At 67.2% G+C, this 21,925-nt stretch carries 20 protein-coding genes, 1 pseudogene and 2 riboswitches; of the genes and pseudogenes, 8 read left to right on the top strand and 13 right to left on the bottom strand.

All coding sequences use genetic code 11. From position 1 onward, the window contains the following. Positions 1-11: 11 nt before the first annotated feature. Positions 12-953 carry a LysR substrate-binding domain-containing protein gene (locus HCU76_RS10895; protein WP_218509238.1) on the bottom strand — a complete coding sequence of 314 codons (942 nt, stop codon included), beginning with the start codon at positions 951-953 and terminating at the stop codon, positions 12-14. A gap of 131 nt (positions 954-1,084) precedes the next feature. Between HCU76_RS10895 and HCU76_RS10890 the strand changes: the two are divergent. Further along, positions 1,085-1,487, top strand: a pseudogene (locus tag HCU76_RS10890) (SDR family NAD(P)-dependent oxidoreductase). Positions 1,488-1,731: 244 nt separating this feature from the next. On the opposite strand, the gene HCU76_RS10885 reads toward HCU76_RS10890, so the two are convergent. From HCU76_RS10885 to HCU76_RS10875, 3 genes are read right to left on the bottom strand one after another with little or no spacing between them, the layout of a single operon-like run. Then, the gene (locus tag HCU76_RS10885) at positions 1,732-2,160 is read right to left on the bottom strand and encodes a thioesterase family protein (protein ID WP_213953604.1); all 429 of its coding nucleotides are present in this window, start codon (positions 2,158-2,160) and stop codon (positions 1,732-1,734) included. Continuing rightward, positions 2,157-3,035 (bottom strand): DMT family transporter, encoded by an 879-nt coding sequence (locus tag HCU76_RS10880; RefSeq protein WP_371319798.1) that lies wholly within the window; start codon positions 3,033-3,035, stop codon positions 2,157-2,159. The genes HCU76_RS10885 and HCU76_RS10880 overlap by 4 nt, the downstream gene beginning before the upstream one ends. 20 nt (positions 3,036-3,055) lie before the next feature. Beyond that, entirely contained in the window at positions 3,056-3,838 is a 783-nt protein-coding gene (locus tag HCU76_RS10875) for an SDR family oxidoreductase (protein WP_213953603.1), read from the bottom strand. A 138-nt stretch (positions 3,839-3,976) separates the two neighbouring features. Here HCU76_RS10875 and HCU76_RS10870 point away from each other — a divergent pair, with 138 nt between their 5' ends. The 6 genes from HCU76_RS10870 to HCU76_RS10845 all read left to right on the top strand — a co-directional run bounded on the left by HCU76_RS10870 (position 3,977) and on the right by HCU76_RS10845 (position 12,505). Further along, on the top strand, positions 3,977-5,677 hold the full coding sequence (locus HCU76_RS10870) for an electron transfer flavoprotein-ubiquinone oxidoreductase (protein ID WP_218509237.1): 1,701 nt from the start codon (positions 3,977-3,979) through the stop codon (positions 5,675-5,677). 143 nt (positions 5,678-5,820) lie between these two features. After that, positions 5,821-6,831 (top strand): D-erythronate dehydrogenase, encoded by a 1,011-nt coding sequence (denD, locus tag HCU76_RS10865; protein WP_218509236.1) that lies wholly within the window; start codon positions 5,821-5,823, stop codon positions 6,829-6,831. 8 nt (positions 6,832-6,839) lie between these two features. Continuing rightward, positions 6,840-6,937: riboswitch (glycine riboswitch) on the top strand. 16 nt (positions 6,938-6,953) lie between these two features. Next, a riboswitch (glycine riboswitch) is annotated at positions 6,954-7,056 on the top strand. A gap of 48 nt (positions 7,057-7,104) precedes the next feature. Next, positions 7,105-8,274: a glycine cleavage system aminomethyltransferase GcvT gene (gene gcvT / locus HCU76_RS10860; RefSeq protein WP_218509235.1), complete on the top strand. Its 1,170-nt coding sequence runs from the start codon at positions 7,105-7,107 to the stop codon at positions 8,272-8,274. Positions 8,275-8,316: 42 nt separating this feature from the next. Next, positions 8,317-8,691, top strand: coding sequence for a glycine cleavage system protein GcvH (gene gcvH / locus HCU76_RS10855; RefSeq protein ID WP_218509234.1), 375 nt, complete (start codon positions 8,317-8,319; stop codon positions 8,689-8,691). Between the two features lie 203 nt (positions 8,692-8,894). After that, positions 8,895-11,792, top strand: a complete 2,898-nt coding sequence (gene gcvP, locus HCU76_RS10850) for an aminomethyl-transferring glycine dehydrogenase (protein ID WP_218509233.1) — start codon at positions 8,895-8,897, stop codon at positions 11,790-11,792. Positions 11,793-11,908: 116 nt separating this feature from the next. Then, positions 11,909-12,505 carry an ORF6N domain-containing protein gene (locus HCU76_RS10845; protein WP_218509232.1) on the top strand — a complete coding sequence of 199 codons (597 nt, stop codon included), beginning with the start codon at positions 11,909-11,911 and terminating at the stop codon, positions 12,503-12,505. Between the two features lie 59 nt (positions 12,506-12,564). Here the strand turns inward: HCU76_RS10845 and HCU76_RS10840 are convergent, their stop codons facing one another. Next, positions 12,565-13,455 (bottom strand): DUF3014 domain-containing protein, encoded by an 891-nt coding sequence (locus HCU76_RS10840; RefSeq protein ID WP_218509231.1) that lies wholly within the window; start codon positions 13,453-13,455, stop codon positions 12,565-12,567. Positions 13,456-13,558: 103 nt separating this feature from the next. On the opposite strand from HCU76_RS10840, the gene HCU76_RS10835 reads away from it, so the two are divergent. Continuing rightward, positions 13,559-14,188 (top strand): flavin reductase family protein, encoded by a 630-nt coding sequence (locus tag HCU76_RS10835; protein ID WP_213953595.1) that lies wholly within the window; start codon positions 13,559-13,561, stop codon positions 14,186-14,188. Here the strand turns inward: HCU76_RS10835 and HCU76_RS10830 are convergent. From HCU76_RS10830 to HCU76_RS10795, 8 genes are all read right to left on the bottom strand, one after another. Then, positions 14,185-14,877, bottom strand: a complete 693-nt coding sequence (locus HCU76_RS10830) for an alpha/beta hydrolase (protein ID WP_218509230.1) — start codon at positions 14,875-14,877, stop codon at positions 14,185-14,187. The genes HCU76_RS10835 and HCU76_RS10830 overlap by 4 nt on opposite strands. A gap of 1 nt (position 14,878) precedes the next feature. After that, positions 14,879-16,087: a DUF1501 domain-containing protein gene (locus HCU76_RS10825; protein WP_218509229.1), complete on the bottom strand. Its 1,209-nt coding sequence runs from the start codon at positions 16,085-16,087 to the stop codon at positions 14,879-14,881. Positions 16,088-16,094: 7 nt separating this feature from the next. Continuing rightward, positions 16,095-17,663 (bottom strand): DUF1800 domain-containing protein, encoded by a 1,569-nt coding sequence (locus HCU76_RS10820; protein WP_218509228.1) that lies wholly within the window; start codon positions 17,661-17,663, stop codon positions 16,095-16,097. Between the two features lie 112 nt (positions 17,664-17,775). Continuing rightward, entirely contained in the window at positions 17,776-18,450 is a 675-nt protein-coding gene (locus HCU76_RS10815) for a DsbA family oxidoreductase (protein WP_213953591.1), read from the bottom strand. 99 nt (positions 18,451-18,549) lie between these two features. After that, positions 18,550-19,320: an alpha/beta fold hydrolase gene (locus tag HCU76_RS10810; protein ID WP_218509227.1), complete on the bottom strand. Its 771-nt coding sequence runs from the start codon at positions 19,318-19,320 to the stop codon at positions 18,550-18,552. Positions 19,321-19,329: 9 nt separating this feature from the next. Beyond that, on the bottom strand, positions 19,330-19,767 hold the full coding sequence (locus HCU76_RS10805) for a carboxymuconolactone decarboxylase family protein (RefSeq protein ID WP_218509226.1): 438 nt from the start codon (positions 19,765-19,767) through the stop codon (positions 19,330-19,332). Further along, positions 19,767-20,978: a 3-carboxy-cis,cis-muconate cycloisomerase gene (pcaB, locus tag HCU76_RS10800; protein WP_218509225.1), complete on the bottom strand. Its 1,212-nt coding sequence runs from the start codon at positions 20,976-20,978 to the stop codon at positions 19,767-19,769. The genes HCU76_RS10805 and pcaB overlap by 1 nt, the downstream gene beginning before the upstream one ends. Before the next feature lie 18 nt (positions 20,979-20,996). Further along, positions 20,997-21,917, bottom strand: coding sequence for a shikimate dehydrogenase (locus HCU76_RS10795; protein ID WP_218509224.1), 921 nt, complete (start codon positions 21,915-21,917; stop codon positions 20,997-20,999). Positions 21,918-21,925: the final 8 nt, after the last annotated feature.

Below are 21,925 nucleotides of genomic sequence, written 5' to 3'. Positions count from 1 at the left end.
TTCGCATCTCTTCAACGATCATCGAACGGCGCAAACACCTCGGCCACCCAGTCCGCGAAGACCCGGGTCTTCGCGCTCAGATGCCGGCTGCTGGGATAGACCAGATGCAGCGGGTGCCGAGGCCGCGTCCATTCGTCCAGCACCGTGCGCAGATGCCCTGCGGCAAGATGAGGCGCGACCGCGAACTTGAATGTCTGTCCGATGCCGGCACCCGCGAGCAACGCGCTCAGATGCGCCGTGCTCTCGTTGACGGCCACGACTGGCTGCCCTTGCACCAGCAGGTGCTCCTCTCCCTTGCGGAACTCGAGAGGAAAGGCCCTGCCGGTAAGCGAAGAGAAATAGCCCGCGATGGCATGGCCTGGTACACGGGTCCTGTCCTCCGACCCGGGCTCGCTGGCTGCCAGCTCCAACGGATGCCTGGGAGTGCCGCGCGCGCCCAGGTAGACGGGGCTGGCGCAGGTGACCCAATCGAGATCCGCAATGCGCCGGGCCACCATCGACGTGTCGGCCAGCTCGCCGCCGCGTATGACGCAATCGACGCCCTCGCCGATGAGATCCAGCGGGCGGTCGCTGACGCCGAGATCGACATGCAGCTCGGGGTGGCGCGCCCGAAAGCCTGGCAGGGCCGGAATCAGGATCATGTTTGCCAGCACGGAGCCGACATCGACACGAATGCGGCCACGGGGCTGGGCGCGCGCTCGCGTGGCACTTTCGTCCATGTCGTCGAGCTCGGCGATGAGACGCGTGGCGCGCTCGTAGTAGGCCGCGCCCTCGGGCGTCACGCTGACTTGCCGTGTCGTGCGCTGCAGCAGCTTCGCGCCCAGGTGGCGTTCGAGATCCTGGACGAGCTTGGTCACCGTCGGGCGCGGGATGTTCATCGAATCGGCGGCCTTGGAAAACGCACCGGTCTCGGCGATTCGCGCGAACACGCGCAGGGCAAGCAGTTGGTCCATGGCGGGAGGGTTCGTGGTTTGGCTGGCCTCCATTATTCACAACCATGAAATAAGAAATACGAATCTGCCAATTTATTCATTGGCACGAATTATCTAAGCTTCGCTCACCCTTTCATTCAACGGAGCGAAACATGGCCAACAAACTCACCGGCAAGGTCACCGTCATCACTGGCGGCACGACGGGCATTGGCCTCGCAGCAGCGAAGGCCTTCGCGTCGGAAGGCGCGTTCGTCTACATCACCGGCCGCCGACAGGCCGAGCTGGATGCCGCCGTGGCGGCCATCGGCCCGAATGCAAGCGGGGTACAGGCCGACTCCACTCGCCTCGCCGACATCGACCGCCTCTACGACGCCGTCAAGGCCCGGCACGGTGAACCAGCAAGGCCTGCTCGACTACCTGACCTCGCAGGTCCCCATCGGTCGAATCGGACAGCCCGCAGACATTGCCAAGGCCGCCGTGTTCCTGGCTTCGGAGGATTCCTCCTTCGTCACGGGCGTCGAACTCTTCGTTGACGGCGGCATCGCGCAAGTTTGAGCCAAGCCCCCCAGCACCCACAGCGAGGACCCATGAAAACAGCGACTGAACTACTCCAGGCTTATCTGGACCAGATCAGGGATCCGGCCGCGGCTGCTGCCCCGCGGTCGCCGCGCGAGCCTTTGCCAAAGACTGAACCAACCACCCGTGAGCCGCGTGCCGAACAACGTGCATACCCGCCCCGCAGTGAATGGCTGGTCCCGGCGCCGGGGGTCACCACAAAGCAAGGTCAGGACAGCCGCAGTCAGCCCTCGTCACTGACGAGCTTGCGCACCCAATCCGGCAACCCGATGGCCTTCTGCTTCGCATAGTCGACCCAGATCGCGGTCGCGCCTCCTGCCGCGCAGATGACATCTGGCGCCTCGGTCCGCGCCATCGTCGTCCAGGTCTCGAAGGTGGTGCGGCCCGGATCGCTGACGTGCACGCGCGTCAGCACCGTGCCCGGATATTCGAGCTGACGATAGAAGTTGCAGAAGGCATTGGCGATGACCATGCCTTCGCCGTTCGGATCGCTCGACGCGCCGAGCGAGTGATACCAGTCGATGCGCGCCGTCTCCATGAAGCGGAAGTAGCTGGCGTTGTTGAGATGGCGCATTGCGTCCATGTCGCCCCAGCGGATCGGGATGGTCATTTCGTAGACGAGCTTTTTCTTCTCGGGAATTTCGATCTTCATCGGTGTGCCTTGATGGACGCGAGGATGCCAAGGACGAACAATACCGCCGCCGCCCATTCGGCCACGTGCGGCCAGCGGCCCTCCCAGGCAAAGGAGTAGAGCAACGCGAACAGCGTTTCGCTCACGATCAGCTGGCCGCAGAGGCTGGCCGACAGGCGCTGGCTGGCCACGTTCCACAGCACCGTGGCCAGCCACGAGGAGCCCACGCCACCGGCCAGCGCGATGAGCCAGAACATCAGCACGTTGGGCTGCGCGCTGAACGCCGCCACGCCGGAACCGGCCACCCACCAGAGCAGCAGCGAGCCGAGCCCCGTGGCGATGCCGAGCCAGTTGGCCCAGTCGGCCGCCGCCACATCGGAGTGCCTCCCCAGCCATGCGGCATTGAGCAAGCCGAAGGCCGTCCAGCTTGCCATGGCCAGCACCGCAAGCAGCAGGCCCGCGCCGAAGGACGGCGCACCCGCGCCGGATTCCGGCCAGGCAGTCGCCACCATCAGCGCGATGCCGGCCGCGGTCAGCGCCAGGCCGGGCAACAACGTCCGCAGGCGCAGGCCAGGGGGGCGCCCGAGCAGCATCATCCAGACCGGGATGGTGCCGATGACCAGGCTCGGCACCGCCGTGCTGGCCTGCTGGATGGCAAAGGCCAGCAACACGTAGTAGCCCGTGAAGCCCAGTACGCTGAGGGCCAGCGCCGCCCAGCCCTGGCGCATCGTGGGCCAGCGCTGCACAGGCGGTCGTGTGAACACCATCAGCACCGAAGCCGCGCCAAACACCACGAAGCGCGCCGCCGCGATGTCGACCGTGCCGAAGTTGCCGACCATGCGCGGCGCCACGAACACCAGGCCCCACAGCGCACCTGCCGCCAGGCCAGCGGCGATGCCGAGGAACGCGGGCGATTTCAGAGTGCGAACCCGTCGTCGGCCGCGATGACGGCGCCGTTCACGAAATGGCTCTGCGCGCTCGACAGCAGCACCACCAGCCCATCCAGGTCCTCGGGCTTGCCCACGCGCTTGCGCGGCAGCATGCCGACCAGCTTCTGGCCGCCGTCGGTGTCCCAGTGGTGCTGGTTGATCTCGGTCTCGATGTAGCCGGGGCATAGCGCGTTCACGTTGATGCCGAAGCGGCCCCACTCCAGCGCCATGGCCTTCGTCATCTGGACCACCGCCGCCTTGCTCATGCAGTACACGCCGATCTGCGGCAGCACCTTCAGCCCCGCCATCGATGCGATGTTGATGATGCGGCCACCCGTGTAGGTGCCCGGCGCGGCGCCGCGGGCGCGCTGGATCATGCGGCGCGCCACCTCCTGTGCCACGAAGAACGAGCCCTTGGCATTGGTGTCGAAGATGAAGTCGTAGTCGTCCTCGTCCACGTCGAGCAGGCGCTGCGTGGTGCTGACGCCCGAGTTGTTGACGAGGATGTCGATGGAACCGACCTCGGTCTCGGCGCGCGCCACGGCCGCCTTGATGCTCTGGCGATCGGTCACGTCCAGCTCCACCACATGCGCATCGCCACCCTCGCCTTCGATGCGGGCACGCAGCTCCTTGAGCTTGTCGATCCGGCGGCTGGCCAGCACCACGGCGGCGCCGGCGCGGGAGAGCGTTCGGGCGAATTGCGCGCCGAGCCCGCTCGACGCCCCCGTGACAAAGGCCACCCGGCCCGCGAGATCGATGCTGTATGTCATGGCGGGAGTCCCTCGTGCGTTGCGCGGGGCGACGCCACAGGCGGCATCGCCGAATGACAGGGGATGAGACCACGCGCCGCATAAAATGCCGTGCATCCCCGCTCCCCTGCAACCAAAAAACATTATCGGCCAGACCCCATGACCCACGACGAAATCCTCGCCCAGTTCGGCCCCCGCGAAGCCATGGAGTACGACGTCGTCGTAGTCGGTGGCGGCCCCGCGGGCCTGTCCACCGCGATCCGCCTGAAGCAGCTGGCGGCCAAGAACAACACCGAAGTCTCCGTCGTCGTGCTGGAAAAGGGCTCCGAGCCCGGCGCGCATATCCTCTCCGGCGCCATCATGGACCCGCGCGCGCTCAACGAGCTGCTGCCCGACTGGGCCGAACTTGGCGCCCCGTTGAACCAGCCCGTCACCGACGACGCCATGGTGTTCCTCAGCGAGAAGACCGGCTACCGCACGCCCAACTTCTTCCTGCCGGACTGCTTCCAGAACCACGGCAACTACATCATCAGCCTGGGCAACTTCACCAAGTGGCTGGCCCAGCAGGCCGAGAACCTCGGCGTCGAGATCTTCCCCGGCTTCCCCGCGGCGGAAGTGCTCTACAACGACGACGGCTCGGTGCGCGGCGTCGCTACCGGCAACATGGGCGTCGGCAAGGACGGCGAACCCACCGACAACTTCCAGCTCGGCATGGAACTGCACGGCAAGTACACGATCTTCGCGGAAGGTGCACGTGGCCACCTCGGCCGCCAGCTCATCAGCAAGTTCAAGCTCGACGCCGGCAAGGACCCGCAGGCCTATGGCCTCGGCGTGAAGGAAGTCTGGGAGATCGACCCCAAGCGGCACCAGCCCGGCTTCGTGCTGCACACGGCCGGCTGGCCGATGAAGAGCGACACCTACGGCGGCGCCTTCCTCTATCACATGGAGGACAACAAGGTCACGCTGGGCTTCATCACCGGGCTCGACTACAGCAACCCCTACCTCAGCCCCTTCGAGGAGATGCAGCGCTGGAAGACGCACCCGAACATCCGCTGGTACCTCGAAGGCGACGAGGCCCACGGCATCAAGCCGGCCAAGCGCATCGGCTACGGCGCACGCGCCATCACGGCCGGCGGCCTGATGTCGCTGCCGAAGACGGTGTTCCCGGGCGGCGCGCTGGTCGGCTGCGAGGCTGGCTACCTCAATGTGAGCCGCATCAAGGGCAGCCATGCCGCCATCAAGACCGGCATGCTGGCCGCCGAAGCCGCCTACGCCGCGCTGCAAGCGGGCCGCCAGCACGACGAACTCACGGCCTACCCTGCCGCGTTCGAGAAGAGTTGGCTCTACAAGGAGCTGTACAAGGCGCGCAACTTCAAGAGCTGGTTCAAGAAGGGCCTGGGTGTCGCAACGCTGATGAACGGCGTCGAGCAGTTCCTCCTGAAGGGCCACGTGCCATGGACCCTGCACCGCGACAAGCCCGATCACCTCGCGCTCAAGCCGGCTGCCGAGTGCGAGCCCATCGTCTACCCGAAGCCCGACGGCAAGCTCACCTTCGACCGCCTCTCCAGCGTGTTCATCAGCAACACCAACCACGAGGAGCACCAGCCGGCCCACCTGACGCTGAAGGACGCGTCAGTGCCGGTCAACGTCAATCTGGCCAAGTTCGCCGGCCCCGAGTCGCGCTACTGCCCCGCCGGCGTCTACGAGTTCGTGCCCGACGGTGACGCCGGCAAGCAGCGCCTGCAGATCAATGCGCAGAACTGCGTGCACTGCAAGACCTGCGACATCAAGGATCCGACCCAGAACATCGTCTGGGTCACGCCGGAAGGCGGCGGCGGACCCAACTACGTCGGCATGTAGTAGCTACCCCTCGCTCTCCCGCCAGAACGCGCCCGCACGGCGCGTTTTTTGTTTACATTTTGTATCGGCGTGTTTCCTGCTTCACAGAAGGGAGGCGATGCGCTATGACATCGTTTTAAGCTGGCAGGACAGGAGAACTACCGATGCAAATCGTGATCACCGGCGGCGCGGGCTTCCTCGGGGCGCGACTGGCGCGCAAGCTGCTGGCCAGGGGCTCCCTTGGCGTCGGCGGCGGCAAGGAGCATCGCCTCGGCACGCTCACGCTGGTCGACCGGGTGCAGCCACCGGACGACCTGGCGAGCCATCCCCGGGTGAACGTGATCGTCGGCGACCTGTGCGAGCTGCTGGCCCCGGACAGTCCGCAGCGCGCCCTTCCGCCGGAGACGGCGGTGGTGTTCCACCTGGCCGCCGCCGTGAGCGGCGAGTCCGAGGCCGACTTCGAACTCGGCATGCGCAGCAATTTCCTGGCGACCTATGCCCTGCTGGAGGCCTGCCGGGCCCAGCACACGCGGCCGCTGCTCGTGTACGCGAGTTCCCTGGCCGTGTACGGCGCGCCCCTGCCCCATGTGATCGAGGACGACACGCTGCCCACGCCGCAGACCAGCTACGGCACGCAGAAGTTCATTGGCGAGCAGCTCGTGGCCGACTACGGGCGCAAGGGCTACATCCACGCGCGCAGCGTGCGCCTCATGACCGTGGCGGTGCGGCCGGGCGAACCCAACGGCGCCGCGTCCGGCTTTCTCAGCGGCATGTTCCGCGAGCCGCTGGCCGGGCTGCCCTCGCGCTGCCCCGTGCCGCCGGAAACGATGGTTGCGCTCTCGTCGCCCGCACGCACCATCGAGGGGCTGATCTGCGCCGCGACCGCGCCACACGCCAAATGGGGGCAGCGCACCGCCGTCAACCTCCCATCCTTGTGCGTCAGCATCGACGAGATGGTCCAGGCGCTGTACCGCATCGGCGGCGCCACCGCCACCGACCTGCTGGACATGCGGCCAGACCGCACCATCACCGAGATCATCAGCGGCTGGCCGGGCCGCTTCGAATGGGTGCGTGCACGCGACCTGGGCCTGTACGCCGACGAGAGCATCGACGCCATCCTGCGCGACTACGTTCGTGAAAATCCCGACGCGGTGATCCTGCCCGTGGCGGCCTGACAGTAGAATTCCGCCGGTCAGGAGAGCGCCCCGGAAGCGGGGCCGCCGAAGGCGCAGGCCCCCCGAAAGCAAGGGTCCGAACGCTCAGGCAAAAGGACTGACAAGGCGCCCGCTCCAACGGGCGTTTTCTTGCTGGAGAGAGGCCGCGCAACCAGGCGGTCCACCGAAGGAGCAAACCCCGATCGTGGGGCGAATCTCTCAGGTAAAGCGGACAGCAGGAGTGGCCCGTGGCATTTGCCATGGAACTCGACTGCCCCACCGGAACCAAGCCTCATGGCCACTCCATCCGACACCGCCGCTGAACTCCTCAAGACCCCCCTGAACGACCTCCACGTCGAACTTGGCGGGCGCATGGTGCCCTTCGCGGGCTACTCGATGCCGGTGCAATACCCGGCCGGCCTGATGGCCGAGCACAAGCACACGCGCGAAGCCGCCGGCCTCTTCGACATCTCGCACATGGGGCAGTTGCGCCTCGTCGGCCCGGATGCGGCGGCAGCCTTCGAGACGCTGATGCCGGTCGACGTGATCGGTCTCGCGCCGGGAAAGCAGCGCTACGGCCTGCTGCTGGACGACAACGGCGGGATCCTCGACGACCTGATGTTCTTCAACGAGGGCAAGGACTCGCTCTTCGTGATCGTGAACGGGGCCTGCAAGGCAGCCGACATCGCGCACATCACGGCAAGGATCGGCGGGCGCTGCTCGGTGCAGCCGCTGCCCGACCACGCGCTGCTCGCGCTGCAAGGCCCGCAGGCCGCCGCCACGCTGGCGCGGCTGTCGCCGGGTGTCGAGCGCTACGTCTTCATGACCGGCGGCGCCGTGCAGATCGGCTCGATCCCGGCTTTCGTGACGCGCAGCGGCTACACCGGGGAAGACGGCTTCGAGATCTCGGTGGCCGCAAGCGACGCCGACGCACTCGCCCGCCTGTTGCTGGCGCAACCCGAGGTCAAGCCCATCGGCCTCGGCGCCCGCAATTCGCTGCGCCTCGAAGCCGGCCTGTGCCTCTACGGGAATGACATCGACACCACCACCACGCCGGTCGAGGCCTCGCTCAACTGGGCGATGCAGAAGGTGCGCCGCGCCGGGGGCACGCGCGAAGGCGGCTTTCCGGGAGCAGAGAAGATCCTCGCGCAGTTGGCCGTGGCCAGCGACCTGGCCGGCCACGTCGACCAGAAGACGCTCACGCGCAAGCGCGTCGGCCTGGTGGCGCTGGAGCGCGTACCGGTGCGCGACGGCACCGAGCTGCAATCCTTCGAAGGCCATCTCATCGGCAAGGTGACCAGCGGCCTGCTCGGCCCGACGGCCGACCGTCCGATCGCCATGGCCTACGTGGCCACGGCCTTTTCCGAGCCCGGCACCCGCATCCAGGCCATCGTGCGCGGCAAGCCCGTGCCGATGGAAGTGACCACCATGCCCTTCGTGCCGACGCGCTATTTCCGCGGCTGATTTCCCCAAGGTTCGCCAGATTTTTTTCCAGGAGCTTTCTTCATGACCGTCAAGTACACCCAGGACCATGAGTGGGTCCAATCCACCGGCGGCGATGCCGTCACCGTCGGCATCACCGTGCACGCGCAGGACGCGCTCGGCGACGTGGTGTTCGTCGACCTGCCCGAAGTTGGCAAGACCTTTGCGCAAGGCGAAGTGGCCGGCGTGGTCGAGTCGGTCAAGGCCGCGGCCGACGTGTTCATGCCCGTGTCGGGCGAGATCACCGAAGTCAACGAAGCCCTGCGCGCCGACCCGTCGCTCGCCAACACCGATCCGCTCGCGGCCGGCTGGTTCTTCAAGGTCAAGCTGAGCGATCCCTTGCAGCTGGATGCGCTTATGGATTCGACCGCCTACGACAAGTTTGCGGCGGAGGCTTGATCTACCGCGGCTGAATGCGGACGGCCGGACGCGAAAGACCCAACGCGGACAGCCGAACGCAGAAGTCGCAAAGGTTTCGCAAAGGTCGCAAAAGAAGACAGAGATTTTCCTGGAAGTCCTTTTGCGACTTCTGCGAAACCTTCGCGACCTCTGCGTTCGGTTCCCGTTCCCGCATTCCCCCGCCCTCTGACAAGAACACGCCAATGCCCAACGCCCTGCCCTCCCTGCGCCAACTCGAGAACGCCGAAGAGTTCGTCGCGCGCCACATCGGCATCGAAGCCGCCGACGAGGCGCGCATGCTGCCCGTCATCGGCCATGCCACGCGCGAGGAATTGATCGACGGCATCGTGCCGCCGGCCATCCGCCGCTCGGCGCCGATGGACCTGCCGCCCGCCATCACCGAGGCCGCCGCGCTGGCCGAACTCAAGGCCATGGCGTCGAAGAACAAGGTCGCACGCAACTTCATCGGGCAGGGCTACTACGGCACGCACACGCCGGGCGTGATCCTGCGCAACATCCTCGAGAACCCGGCCTGGTACACCGCCTATACGCCCTACCAGGCCGAAATCTCGCAGGGTCGCATGGAAGCGCTGCTGAACTTCCAGACCATGGTCTGCGACCTCACCGGCATGGCCATCGCCAATGCGTCGATGCTCGACGAAGCCACCGCCGCGGCCGAGGCCATGACGCTGGCCAAGCGCAGCGTCAGGAGCAAGAGCAACGTGTTCCTGGTGGCGGGTGACTGCCATCCGCAGACCATCGAGGTCATCAGGACGCGCGCCGCGCCGCTGGGCATCGAGATCAAGATCAGCACCGCGACCGAAACCCTGCCGCACCTGATGGCGAGCGGCGACTTCTTCGGTGTGCTGGCGCAATATCCCGGCACCACCGGCCAGGTGCATGACCTGCGCCCGCTGGCCGGCCACGCGCATGCCAACAATGCCGCGCTGTGCGTCGCGGCCGACCTGCTCGCGCTGACGCTGCTCGCGCCCCCCGGCGAATGGGACGCGGACATCGTCTGCGGCACCACGCAGCGCTTCGGCATGCCGATGTGCAACGGCGGCCCACACGCGGCCTACCTGGCCTGCCGCGACGAATTCAAGCGCTCGCTGCCGGGCCGGCTGGTCGGCGTCAGCGTCGATGTGCATGGCGCGCCCGCCTACCGCCTCGCGCTGCAGACGCGCGAACAACACATCCGCCGTGAGAAGGCCACGTCGAACATCTGCACCGCGCAGGTGTTGCCGGCCGTGATCGCGAGCATGTACGCGGTCTACCACGGTCCCCAGGGCCTCATCCGCATCGCGCAGCGCGTGGCTGCGTTGACCGCGGTGCTCGCCGAGGGCCTCGAGGAGATGGGCCGCGTCGTGGCCAACGCCACCGCCTTCGATTCGCTGACCATCCAGACCGGCGACGACACCCAGGCCATCCTCGACCGCGCCACTGCCGCCAACATCAACCTGCGCTGCCGGCTGCAGGGCCACGTCGGCCTGTCCCTCGACGAGACCAGCACCTATGCCGACGTCGAAGACCTGTGGGCGCTCTTCGCGCCGAAGGACGCGCACCTGCCGCATTTCGAATTGCTGGCCGAAGGCGTCGCGCCGCGCATCCCCGAGGAGCTGCGCCGCACCAGCGACTTCCTCACGCACCCGGTGTTCAACACGCACAAGAGCGAGACCGGCATGCTGCGCTACATCCGCAGCCTGAGCGACAAGGACCTCGCGCTCGACCGCAGCATGATCCCGCTGGGCAGCTGCACGATGAAGCTCAATGCCACGAGCGAGATGATCCCGATCACCTGGCCAGAGTTCGCGAACATCCACCCGTTCGCGCCGGCTGAGCAGCGCCAAGGCTATGCCGAGCTGGACCAGCAACTGCGCGACTGGCTCTGCGAAGCCACCGGCTATGCCGGCATCAGCCTGCAACCCAATGCCGGCTCGCAGGGCGAATATGCCGGCCTGCTGGCCATCAAGGCCTTCCATGCATCGCGCGGCGAAGCGCATCGCAACATCTGCCTGATTCCGTCATCGGCCCATGGCACCAATCCGGCCAGCGCACAGATGGTCGGCATGCAGGTCGTCGTGACGGCCTGCGACGCCCAGGGCAACGTCGACCTCGACGACCTCAAGCGCGCGTGCGAGAAGCACAGCGCCAACCTGGCCGCCGTGATGATCACCTACCCCAGCACGCACGGCGTGTTCGAAACCGGCGTGAAGGCGCTGTGCGAACTCGTGCATTCGCACGGCGGGCGCGTGTATGTCGATGGCGCCAACATGAACGCGCTGGTCGGCGTGGCTGCGCCGGGCGAATTCGGCGGCGACGTGAGCCACCTGAACCTGCACAAGACCTTCTGCATTCCGCACGGCGGCGGCGGACCGGGCGTGGGCCCGGTGTGCGTGGTGGAGGATCTGGTGCCCTTCCTACCGGGCCATGCGACCGCAGGCATCGCATCGCAAGGCCCCGGCGCGGTATCCGCCGCGCCACTGGGCAACGCGGCCGTGTTGCCGATCAGCTGGATGTACTGCCGCATGATGGGCGCCGAAGGCCTGAAGGCCGCGACGGAGGTCGCGATCCTCAGCGCCAACTACATCAGCTCCCGCTTGAAGGACCACTACCCCACGCTCTACGCCAGCCCCAACGGCCATGTCGCGCACGAATGCATCCTGGACCTGCGACCGCTCAAGGACACCAGCGGCGTCACCGCCGAAGACGTTGCCAAGCGCCTGATCGACTACGGCTTCCACGCGCCGACGCTGAGTTTCCCGGTGCCGGGCACGCTGATGGTCGAGCCGACCGAGAGCGAGCCGCTGGCCGAGCTGGACCGCTTCGTCGACGCGATGATCGCGATCCGAGGCGAGATCCGCCGCATCGAGGAAGGCGTCTGGCCGAAGGACGACAACCCGCTCAAGCACGCGCCGCACACGGCCGCGAGCCTGATGTCGGCTGAATGGGCCCACCCCTATTCGCGCGAACTCGGTGCCTTCCCGCTGGCGGCGCTCAAGCAGAACAAGTATTGGTCGCCGGTCGGCCGCGTCGACAACGTGTACGGCGACCGCAACCTGTTCTGCAGCTGCGTGCCGGTGGGCGAGTACGAGGAAGCGTAGGAGCCTCGCCGGGGTCGCACGCGGAAGGCTCGCGGACAAGCCGGGGATCACGGTCTATCGGAAGAATCTCGGAGCTGGAGCCGGCAGGCGACTCTTGAGGAAGGGGAGGGAGAGATATGACGACAACAACCAGCAACGCGCTACTGCCACGCATCGAGGGGCGCATCCAGATCCTTCGCGGCATCAAGGTCATGATCGATGCGGATCTGGCGGAGCTTTACGGGGTGCCGACAAAGGCGCTGAACCAGGCAGTGAAGCGGAACCCCACGCGCTTTCCATCCGACTTCATGTTCCAGCTCACGGCGGCCGAGAAAGCCGAGGTGGTCTCAAACTGTGACCACCTCGCCAAGCTCAAATTCTCCAGAACACTGCCCTACGCCTTCACCGAGCACGGGGCCATCCAGGCCGCCAATGTGCTGGCTTCGCCGCAGGCCGTGGAAATGGGCATCTACGTCGTGCGCGTCTTCGTCCAATTGCGCCAAGCCAACGCGCTGCATTCGGACCTGGCCAAGCGCCTGACCGATCTTGAAGAGAAAGCGGAGCGGCTCGAAATGCGCCACGACAACTTCGCCGAGAACACCCGCACTCAACTTCGGCAGATTTTCGACGTGCTGCGCGAACTCACGATGCCGCCCGACCCACCCAAGCGGCCCATCGGCTTCGTCACGCCAGAGGAGAAGAAGCCGTCAAGGGCCAAGTCGCCCCGAAAGTGACTTGCGACGGGTCTGGATGCCCGCGGCCATGCCCACGGCCCCCTCAACCCTTCAACCCTTCAACCCTTCGGCACGACGCCCGCCGCCACGCGCTTGCGGAACTCCGCCAGCTTCGCCTTCAGCCGCTTCTCGTTGGCAGCCCCCATGCGGACCATCATCTTCTGCCCCGCCGACAGCGATTCGAGCTGCGGATCCGCGAACTCGTAGCGCGTCCAGGGCTGTGCGGACGGGTACTCGCCCTTCACTTCCGTGAGCTTCACCTGCGGCGGCGCAGCGGGTTCCGGCGCCTGCAGCAGATGGTCGAGCACCGCGACCAGCCGGTCGTTGAAATAGCCCTTCGGATAGCCCAGTTCCTCATAGGCCTGCTGGAAGCGCGGGTAGAGCTTGACGTACAGCGCCACGGCCTTGCGAGTATCGAGCGTCTCGGCAAATGCCACGAAGGGGGCATAGCGCTTCGCATTGTCCGCCGCGATGTGCTGCGATCCGCCCTCACCCGCGACCGAGAAGCGCTGCGGCGTCGGTTGCACCGGCCACATGCGCGTGGTGGCCTGCTCGCGCGTCAGGTTGTCGACCGTGGCGACCACCCGCCGCGTGAAACCGTCGACCTGCAGGAACGACGACACCGCCTGCTGGCCGAGCAACGCGTTCAGCAACTGGGTCATCTGCGCGTCGGGGTCGGCCGGCGGCGCCGCCTCGGCGGGCTGCGGCTCGATCGGGAACAGGGGGCCCGTCGCCACCTGCGCGGGAGGCTGCGCGGGCTCATCCTCCACCGGCGCCGCGGTGACGGCCGGCGTCGCGGCCACCGGGGCGGGCTGCTGCTGCCGCTGCGTGCTGTACCACCACCAGCCACCGGCTCCGATCGCCGCCGCGATCAGCACCCCCACGATGATGCGAGAGGCCGGCGATTCACGCTGGACTGGCCTGAAATCTGCTGTGTCCCATTCGGGCATCGACTTCTCTCCTTGTTGCACCTTGAATACATCGCTCATTGGAAACCCGTGATACAGCTTTCGGGGTAACGTACTGTGAGCCAACCCCGCACTTTCATCCCCCATGGACATCGATTTCGCCGCACTTACCGAGCACCAACGCTACAAACTGATGGCAAGCCTGATCGTGCCACGCCCGATCGCGCTGGTCACTACGCTCGGACCCGATGGCGTGGTCAACGCCGCGCCCTTCAGCATGTTCAACATGCTCGGCGAAGAGCCTCCCATCGTCATGATCAGCGTCAACCGACTGCAGGACGGCGTGCTGAAGGACACGGCCGCCAACATCGTTCGCACCGGCGAGTTCGTGGTGCACCTGCCCGACGAAGACACCGCCGAGCAGATGCACCGCTGCGGCGACCGCCATCCGCCGCATGTGAGCGAACTCGACGTGGTCGGCTTCACCGCCCTGCCCAGCAATGCCGTCAAGCCGCCGCGCATCGCGGAAGCCCCCGTCGCCTTCGAATGCACGCTGTGGGAGAAACTGGAAACCACCAGCCGCCAGATCTTCATCGGCCAGGTGCGCTGGATGCATGCGCGCGACGAGCTGATCGACACCGAGACCTGGCGAGTGCGGTTGCAGAACTACTACCCCATCGGCCGCTTCGGCGCGAGCTTCTACGTGAAGACGCGCGAGCGTTATTCGCTCGCCGCGCAGGGGGCGACGCGCAGCACGTCGATCGACGAGATCTAGGCCGGCGGACCTTCCTGCGCGGCGAGGCCTGCCAGCCAGGCCACGGACTGTTCCAGTTCCGCCGGCCGGATCTCGTGGCCACCTGGGAAGTCGGCGCCGGACAGTGCGACCGGCAAAGACGCAACAAACTCGCGAGCATGCTGCGCTGCCGCCGGCGGAATCACATTGTCGGCGGCGCCGTGGCTGATCCACAGCGCCTTGCCGGCAAGCGCCTCGGCGGGCGCCAGGTCGGGCTGCACCTCGGGCAGCAGGCGGCTGTGCCACACCATCGCGGCACGCAGTCTGGCTGGCTGGGTCAGCAGCAAGGACAGCGACATGATCCCGCCCTGGCTGAAACCGCCCACCACCGTGCGCCCGGGCGGGATGCCAAGCTGCTCGCACGCTGTCGCGGCCAGCTCGCCGACGAGGAAGCGGCTTTCGCGCTCCTGCACCTTGTCGGTGGTGCGGCGCCCATCGGCTGCGACATGGAACTGGAACCAGGCATAGGCATCCGGCGCCAGCACATTGGGTGCGCGCAGGCTGAGCACATGGAAGCGCGTCGGCATCATCGGCGCCAGTCCGAACAGATCGCCCTCGTTGCTGCCGACGCCGTGCAGCAGCACCAGCAGCCAGGGTTCGCGAACGTCGTCTCGGGCCGGGCGTTCGAGGAACTTGAGCGGGAGGTGGAGTCTGGTCGTGGGCTGCGTCATGCTAGACCAGCTGCAGATCTCGCGGCGTCACGCCGGCAAACACGCGGTCGAGCTGACTCGGCGACAGGCCGTACATCCGCGCGAAGAGCCCGGCGAACACCGCCCGGTATTCGTTGAGCACCGGCCAGTCGCGGTTCTGGAACAGCGCGGGCTGCGACACATCGACCTGCTCGCCGATGACGTGGCCACCGGCTTGCGCCGACAGGCTGCCGCCGAGCACCCAGTACACCGTGCCGTGCCCGTGGTCGGTGCCGCCGGTGCCGTTCTCGCGGAAGGTCCGGCCGAACTCGCTGATCACCACGACGACCGTGTTGCGCCAGGTGTCGTCGCCGATCTCCTGCGCAAAGCCGGCCACGCCGCGGCCCAGTTCCTCCAGGCGGCTGGCCAGGTAGCCGGTGCCTGCGCCCTGCCCGACGTGCGTGTCCCAGCCGCCGACGTCCACGAAGGCGATGTCGAAGCGCTCCCGCATCAACCGCGCCATGCGTCGCGCCACCAGCTCGAAGCCCTTGGCGGTCAGGGCATTGCGGCTGGCATCGTCCATCTCCGCCTTGATCGAGCGCGCGATGGCGTCGCGCACTTCGAAGCCCTCGGCCACTGCGGGGCCCAGCGGGGTGTCGCGGTACATCGCCTGGATGACCTTGCTCTGCCGGTCGTCGATCGCCGGTCGGCCGGCCGCATTGAGGGTCACGTTGGCGGCCTTCGCGTCGCCACGGAGCACGATCGGCATCTGGCTGGTGAAGGCAATGGCTTCGGGCGCCGACCGGCCGTCATTCAACACCGTGGCGAGCCGGTTGAGGAAGCCGGAGCGGTAGTCCCGCCTGCCGACGGGCGCCTGGCCGAATTCGATGGCGTCCTGCGTCTCGAAATGGCTGCGGCTCAGGTCGTCCGTGCCGGCAAAGGGCAGGAATGCAAGCTGTCCCTTCGCGTAGAGCGGCATCATGCTGTCAGCGAGCGCGGGATGCAGGCCCCAGCGTAGGTCCAACGGCAGCGCGCCGTTGGGCGCGCCCGGCTTGGGCACGGCAATGCGCGGCCGAGCCTCGTAGTAGAAGGGGCTGGTATGCGGCACGAGCAGGCTGGCGCCGTCGTAGCCGCCGCGCAGGAAGACCAGCAACAGCTTGTTGCCCTGCGCCGCGGGCGCCGCCAGCAGATGCCCGGCGGTGCCGGCCAGCGAGGCGGCGGCGAGGTGTTTGAGAAGTTCGCGGCGCTGCATGACGGCTCTATCGATTCATGAATTCCGGCGACGCCAGCAGGTACGTGTTCCAGTCCTGCGGCGACTTCGCATCGGCCAATGCCGCGCGCGTCGGGGCGCCGAAATGGCGCTCCAGCGTCGCCACCACCTGCGACGCCGCAAGCGCCGGAAAGGCGGCCCCCGCCGGCTTCGAAGGGTCATTGCCGCGGAACAGCATCCCGCCACTGGCGCCCAGGGTGCGGGCGATTTCGAAGCGCGTGACCATCTGCCCGGGGCCCGACCAGGCCGCACGCGTCAACGAATAGCCATCCGGCGTTTCATGCCCGTACAGCGGCTCGCCCATGCGGTCGATCCAGCCAAGCACCGGATCGACGGTGCTCACCACGCGATCGTCATAGGCCAGCCGGACCCCGGCCACGACGTAGTGCAGCGGGTCGCGAAACTGGTGGCCGAGCGAGGCGGCAAACTCGGGCGTGGCGAACAGGGTCGCGAGCGTCGAGGCGATGTCGCCGTCGCTGCGCGTGAACGCCGCGGCCATGCGGGCGACCAGCGCGTCGGAAGGCTCGTCGGACACGAAGAACACCGCCAGCTTGCGCGAGATGAAGCGGGCCGTGGCCGGTGCGCGCGCCAGGCGGTCAAGCGCCTCGTCGATCTCAGCCAGCCCGCGTTTCGTGATCGGCTGGCCGAGCAGGGTCTTCGCGCCGTAGTCGTGCCGTATCGGGTTGAACTCGAACAGCCCTTGCCGTACATAGTCGGCGGCCAGCGCCGGCTTCAGGTTGGCGGGCGGACCAGGCTCGGGGCGCAGCGTGATGCCCACGCCGGTGAGCACCCGCGCCAGCTCCTGCACGTCGGCCTGCGTATAGCCACCATCGACGCCGAGCGTGTGCAGTTCCATCAGCTCGCGCGCGTAGTTTTCGTTGAGGCGGTTGCCGGCGTTCTGCGCGTTGTCGAGATAGCGCTGCATCGCCGGATGCCGCAGCGTCGCGCCCAGCAGTTCGCGGAACTTGCCGAGCGCATGCGGGCGAACCGCGTTCTCCTCATAGTCCGCGATTGCGCCGCGCAGATTGACCTTGCGGCTGCTGACGTTGAAGTGATTCATCCAGAACCAGGTCATCTGCTCCTGCAACTGGCTCGGCGAATACAGCGCGCGCAGTATGAAGCGCTGTTGCGTCTCGCGGGCCATGCGCGCTGAATCCTGCTGGTAGGGCAGCGTCGCCGCCCGCTTCTGCTCCGGGTCGGGCGCGGCCTCCTGGGCCTTGCGCTGCGCGTCCAGCGCCGCGGCGACCTGTTCGAGCGGCACGTTGGAGATCGTCATCGCATCGATCTGCGCCTGCGCCGCGGCCGGCAGCTTCGCCGGGCGCGCATTCAACTGCTGTTGCAGCCATGGCTCCAGCCCCAGCTTCGTCAACTCGGCCTGGCTGCTGGCGCTGGCGCCCCAGGTCAGCCGGTCGAGCCAGGCGAGCTGGGTATTCGGATCTTGCGCGGTCCGCTTCAGCACCGCGAGTTCGGGCCGCGGCACAGGCTGTACGCATCCCGCGAGCCAGAGAACGGTCGCTGGGAAGATTGCCACGAGACAGCGGCGACGGAAGACGTTCATGGGGTGGTCATTCAACCCACGCGCCCGGCGCGCGGTTGACGCATTTCAAACCCCACGAGTAAAGCTGGCGTGTCGGCGCTTGTAAATTGGCCGAGTGGCGCGCCGGGCCGCTTCAGGCCGTCGCCGTGGCCGACGGCTGCGCGCCGGCAATCTGCCGCAGCGCGCGCTCGAACACCTCGACCGGCTGGCCGCCCGAGATCAGGTGCTGGTTGTTGATGATGATCGCCGGCACCGAGTGGATGCCGGCATCCGTGTAGAGCTTTTCCCGCGAGCGCGTTTCGGCCGCGAATTCATTGCTGGCAAGGATCTCGCGGGCGCGCGTCACGTCGAGACCGACCTCGCCGACCACGCGCAGCAGCAATTCGTGGTCCGATGGGTTCTCGCCCTTCGTGAAGTAGGCCTCCAGCAGCGCCTTCTTCAGAGCGCGTTGTTTTGCTGCGCCTTCAAGTTCGGCCCAGTGCAGCAGGCGGTGCGCGTCGAAGGTGTTGTAGATGCGCTTGCGCAGCCCGACGCCGAATTCGAAGCCGACCGCCTCGCCGCGCTGGCGGATCATCTCGCGCATCTGCGCCTGTTGCTCGGGCGAGGAGCCGTACTTCTCGCGGATGTGCTCCTCGATGTCCTGGCCCTCGGGCACCATCCTCGGGTTCAACTCGAAGGGCTGGAAGCGCAATTCGGCCCGCACATCCGGCGCCACGCGGGCCAGCGCCGCCTCGAGCGCACCCAGCCCGATGGCGCACCAGGGGCAGGACACGTCGGACACGAAATCGATCTGGAGTTGGGCTGTCATTGCAGGGGTCTACCGGGATGAGTGAAAGAAGAAAACGACATTCTTCACTGTGGTGGCGACCCTCGGCGTTTCAAGGTCTTGGGGCTGGCGGGCTTTCGGTCAGAGGCTGCGCCAGAAGTCGATGAGCAGATTCGCGAAATCAGCCGGCCTCTCCACCGCGCTCAAGTGCGCCGCATTGATGGTGACGAGCCGCGCACGCGGAATCGCATCGGCCATCTCCTTCGACATCGCCAGGGGCGTGGCCTCGTCCTGCAGGCCGCCGACGACCAGCGTGGGCACCGCGATGCGCGGGTTGCTCTGCCGGAAGTCGATCGCCGCGACGGCATTGCAACTGGCGATGTAGCCCGCCGCATCGGTCTTCTCCAGGGTGTCCTGCAGGGCCCGCGCGGCGGCCTCGCCTTCGAAGGTCGAGACCCATTCCGGCGTGAGCCAGCGAGACACCGCGCCCGGCGCAATCGCCGCGACGCCTTGCGATGCCACCGCCTGCACGCGCGCAGCCCACGGGGATTGGTCCGGGTAGAAGGCGGACGAGTTGGCGATGACCACGCTGCGCAGCAGGTCGGGCCGGCGGGCGGCCAGCGCCTGGGCCGTCATGCCGCCCATGGACAGGCCCACGAAATGGACCGTCTCGCCGACCGCCTCACGCTCGATCAGCCCAATCACGTCGTCGGCCAGCGTCTCGATGCCGAAGGCTTCGGTCGAATTTGCCGAGCCGCCATGGTTGCGGTGGTCGTAGCGCACCACGGTGTGCGCCCGAGCGAGCAGCGCGGCCACGCCGTCCCACATGTGCAGGTCGCAACCGAGCGCATGGCTCAGCACGACGATGGGGCCTTCGCCCTCGCGAACGACGTTCAACTGGATATTGCTCATGGTCTCTCCTTAGGCGGCCGGCGTCGCGGCGGGCAGCAGGCCCTTCTCGCGCAGGATCCCGGTCGCGATGCCGAAGGCGTGGTTGGCCACCGGCACGCCGCAATAGATGGCCGACATCATGATCACTTCCTTGATCTCGTCGGGCGTGAGCCGCGAATCGGCCGGCCCGTCCAGCGCGGCGCGTACGTGCATGGCGAACTCCTCGTACGCATGCACGCCCAGCATCATCGACAGCACCATCAAGCGGCGCGTCTTGTCGCCCAATGCGGGCCGGCCCCAGATGTCGTTCCACGCATGGCGCGTGATCATTTCCTGGAACTCGCTGTTGAAGGCGTTGCGGTTGGCCAGCGCGCGGTCGACCCAGGCGTCGCCGAGCACGCGGCGGCGGTGCACCAGGCCTTCCGTGTAGTCGGCGTGGGGGGCCGCGGTGTCGTCGTCGTTGCTCATCAGATGCTTTCCTTGATCGGTGTGTCGATACCGCGCAGGCGCTCGACCTGCGCCAGCGCGAGGCGTCCGGCGTTCTGCGCCAGCGCGGGGTTGAACCATTCGTCGGCGGCTTCCTGCGGCAATTCGGCGCGCAGGCGGTCGATGTTGGCGCGCATGCGGGTCGCGTCGACCTGGAGTCCAGGCAAGGCGGTGGCCAGCGCGCGCACGCTGCCGTGCGCCGACATCAGGAGCTGCGGCCATTCGGCCAGTTCGGCCTGCCAGGCGCCGAGTGCGCGCTCATGCTCTTGCGGCATGGCGCCCAGCAAGGCGGCCACGCGTTGCGGCGCACGCTGGGCCGCCGCGAGCGCGACCATCGATGCGACCGGATTGCGCTTGTGCGGCATGGCCGAAGACCCGCCGCGGCCCGGCTCGGTCGGCTCCATGACCTCGGCCACCTCGTACTGGCCGAGCAGCGAGATGTCGAGCGCGATCTTGCCGAGCGCACCCACCATCAGCCCCAGCTCGCAGCCCAGCGCGACCCATTCGTCGCGTTGCGTGTGCCAGGTGGCGCCCGCATTGCCCAGTTCGAGTTCCCCGGCCATGCGCTGCATCACCTCGCCGCCCTTGCCGCCCATCTGCGCCAGCGTGCCGACCGCGCCACCGAGCTGGACCTTCAGCGCGTTGTCCTTCGCCACGCGCAGGCGGTGGCGGCTGCGCACCAGCGGCGCGACCCAGCCCGCGCACTTGAAGCCGAAACTGGTGACGGATGCCGGCTGCATCAGCGTGCGCGCCAGCATCGGCGTCGTCGCATGCTGGACCGCATGTTCCAGCAGCGCGTCGATGGCACGCGACAGATCGGCCTCGACCAGCGCCATCGCATTGCGCGTGACCTGCGCCATCGCGGTGTCGATCACATCCTGGCTGGTGCTGCCGAAGTGCGTGTACGCGACCGCGTCGGCATTGAACAGGCCCACCGCCTCCTTCAAGGCCTTGACCAGCGGGATCGCCACGCTGCCGGCGCGGCCGCTGTCGCGCACGATGCGGGCCACGTCGAACAGCTCGACCTTGCAACTGTTGACGATCGAGTTCGCCGCCGATTCAGGGATCAGCCCGACGGCGGCCTGCGCGCGCGCCAGCGCGGCCTCGAAGCGCAGCATCGCGTCGACGAAGCTGCGGTCGTCGAACGCAGCCAGGGTCTCGGGGGTGGAAAGAAAACCTTCGAAGATGCTCATGGAATGGACCCTGTTGAACTAGGCCACGCTGGCCGAGTGATAGCGCAGCGGGGCGGAAATCTCGTCGCGCATGGCCTCGGGGTAGATCTGGTCGCGCAGGAAGCGCATGTCGTGCCGCACGGCGTTGGCAGCCGCGCCATAGCCGAAATAGTCCAGGTAGTTGGGCATCTGCTGGATCAGCATCTCGAAGCCTGCCTGCGCATTGAGCCCGCGCGCACGCACGGCCTGCACCAGGGGTGTCGGTTGCCCGCGCAGCAGGATGTCGAACAGCGCCGCATGCGGCTCCATGCGCGACACGTCGCAAGCCAGCGGATCGCCGGGCAGCAGGCCGGCCTGCGAAGCGTTCACCACCAGGTCGTAGCCGGCCGGATCACTGGAATCGACCGACACCGCGGTGGCATCGAAGAAGGAATCCAGTTGGGTCGCCAGACCGATGGCCTTGCCCGCCACCGGGTCGTAGAACGCGATGTGCTCGGCGCCATCGACGGTGCCGCCCTCGGCCAGCGCCACGCCGATGGCCGCGGCACTCACGCCCGCGCCCAGCACCAGCACGCGCTTTCCGCGGAACGGGATGTTGTAGTAGTCCAGCGCATGCACCAGGCCTTCGCCGTCGAACAGGTCGCCTTCGAGCTCGCCGTTGTCCAGGCGACGCACGATGTTCACGGAGCCCGCCACGCGCCCGAACAACCCGCAGCCATCCAGCAGGCTCACGATGAGCGGCTTGTGCGGCGGCGCGATCACCATGCCCTTGAGATTCCGGGCCAGGAAACTGGCCTTCAGGAACACCGCCAGGTCGCGCGCGGCCACCCGGGTGGGCACCATCACAGCATCGATGCCAAAACGCTCGAACACCGCATTGAACATGCGCGGCACGCGGACGTTGGCGATGGGATCGCCCGGGATCAGGTAGAGGTCGGTGGTGCCGTTGATGGCCTGCATGTCACGCT

The sequence above is a fragment of the Variovorax sp. dw_308 genome (genome assembly GCF_019207085.1).
In the GTDB taxonomy this organism is placed as follows: Bacteria; Pseudomonadota; Gammaproteobacteria; order Burkholderiales; family Burkholderiaceae_C; genus Variovorax.
The sequence above is the reverse complement of the archived record's forward strand: the minus strand, read 5'-3'. Positions and strand labels throughout refer to the sequence as shown.

Bases quoted from the DNA above. Each gene is read 5' to 3' on its own strand.
- HCU76_RS10805 (WP_218509226.1), bottom strand. From the start codon at position 19,767: ATGAGCAACGACGACGACACCGCGGCCCCCCACGCCGACTACACGGAA.
- gcvT (WP_218509235.1), top strand. From the start codon at position 7,105: ATGGCCACTCCATCCGACACCGCCGCTGAACTCCTCAAGACCCCCCTG.
- pcaB (WP_218509225.1), bottom strand. From the start codon at position 20,978: ATGAGCATCTTCGAAGGTTTTCTTTCCACCCCCGAGACCCTGGCTGCG.
- HCU76_RS10895 (WP_218509238.1), bottom strand. From the start codon at position 953: ATGGACCAACTGCTTGCCCTGCGCGTGTTCGCGCGAATCGCCGAGACC.
- HCU76_RS10815 (WP_213953591.1), bottom strand. From the start codon at position 18,450: ATGACAGCCCAACTCCAGATCGATTTCGTGTCCGACGTGTCCTGCCCC.
- gcvP (WP_218509233.1), top strand. From the start codon at position 8,895: ATGCCCAACGCCCTGCCCTCCCTGCGCCAACTCGAGAACGCCGAAGAG.
- HCU76_RS10825 (WP_218509229.1), bottom strand. From the start codon at position 16,087: ATGCAGCGCCGCGAACTTCTCAAACACCTCGCCGCCGCCTCGCTGGCC.
- HCU76_RS10845 (WP_218509232.1), top strand. From the start codon at position 11,909: ATGACGACAACAACCAGCAACGCGCTACTGCCACGCATCGAGGGGCGC.
- denD (WP_218509236.1), top strand. From the start codon at position 5,821: ATGCAAATCGTGATCACCGGCGGCGCGGGCTTCCTCGGGGCGCGACTG.
- HCU76_RS10820 (WP_218509228.1), bottom strand. From the start codon at position 17,663: ATGAACGTCTTCCGTCGCCGCTGTCTCGTGGCAATCTTCCCAGCGACC.
- HCU76_RS10810 (WP_218509227.1), bottom strand. From the start codon at position 19,320: ATGAGCAATATCCAGTTGAACGTCGTTCGCGAGGGCGAAGGCCCCATC.
- HCU76_RS10830 (WP_218509230.1), bottom strand. From the start codon at position 14,877: ATGACGCAGCCCACGACCAGACTCCACCTCCCGCTCAAGTTCCTCGAA.
- HCU76_RS10835 (WP_213953595.1), top strand. From the start codon at position 13,559: ATGGACATCGATTTCGCCGCACTTACCGAGCACCAACGCTACAAACTG.
- HCU76_RS10885 (WP_213953604.1), bottom strand. From the start codon at position 2,160: ATGAAGATCGAAATTCCCGAGAAGAAAAAGCTCGTCTACGAAATGACC.
- gcvH (WP_218509234.1), top strand. From the start codon at position 8,317: ATGACCGTCAAGTACACCCAGGACCATGAGTGGGTCCAATCCACCGGC.
- HCU76_RS10795 (WP_218509224.1), bottom strand. From the start codon at position 21,917: ATGCAGGCCATCAACGGCACCACCGACCTCTACCTGATCCCGGGCGAT.
- HCU76_RS10870 (WP_218509237.1), top strand. From the start codon at position 3,977: ATGACCCACGACGAAATCCTCGCCCAGTTCGGCCCCCGCGAAGCCATG.
- HCU76_RS10875 (WP_213953603.1), bottom strand. From the start codon at position 3,838: ATGACATACAGCATCGATCTCGCGGGCCGGGTGGCCTTTGTCACGGGG.
- HCU76_RS10840 (WP_218509231.1), bottom strand. From the start codon at position 13,455: ATGCCCGAATGGGACACAGCAGATTTCAGGCCAGTCCAGCGTGAATCG.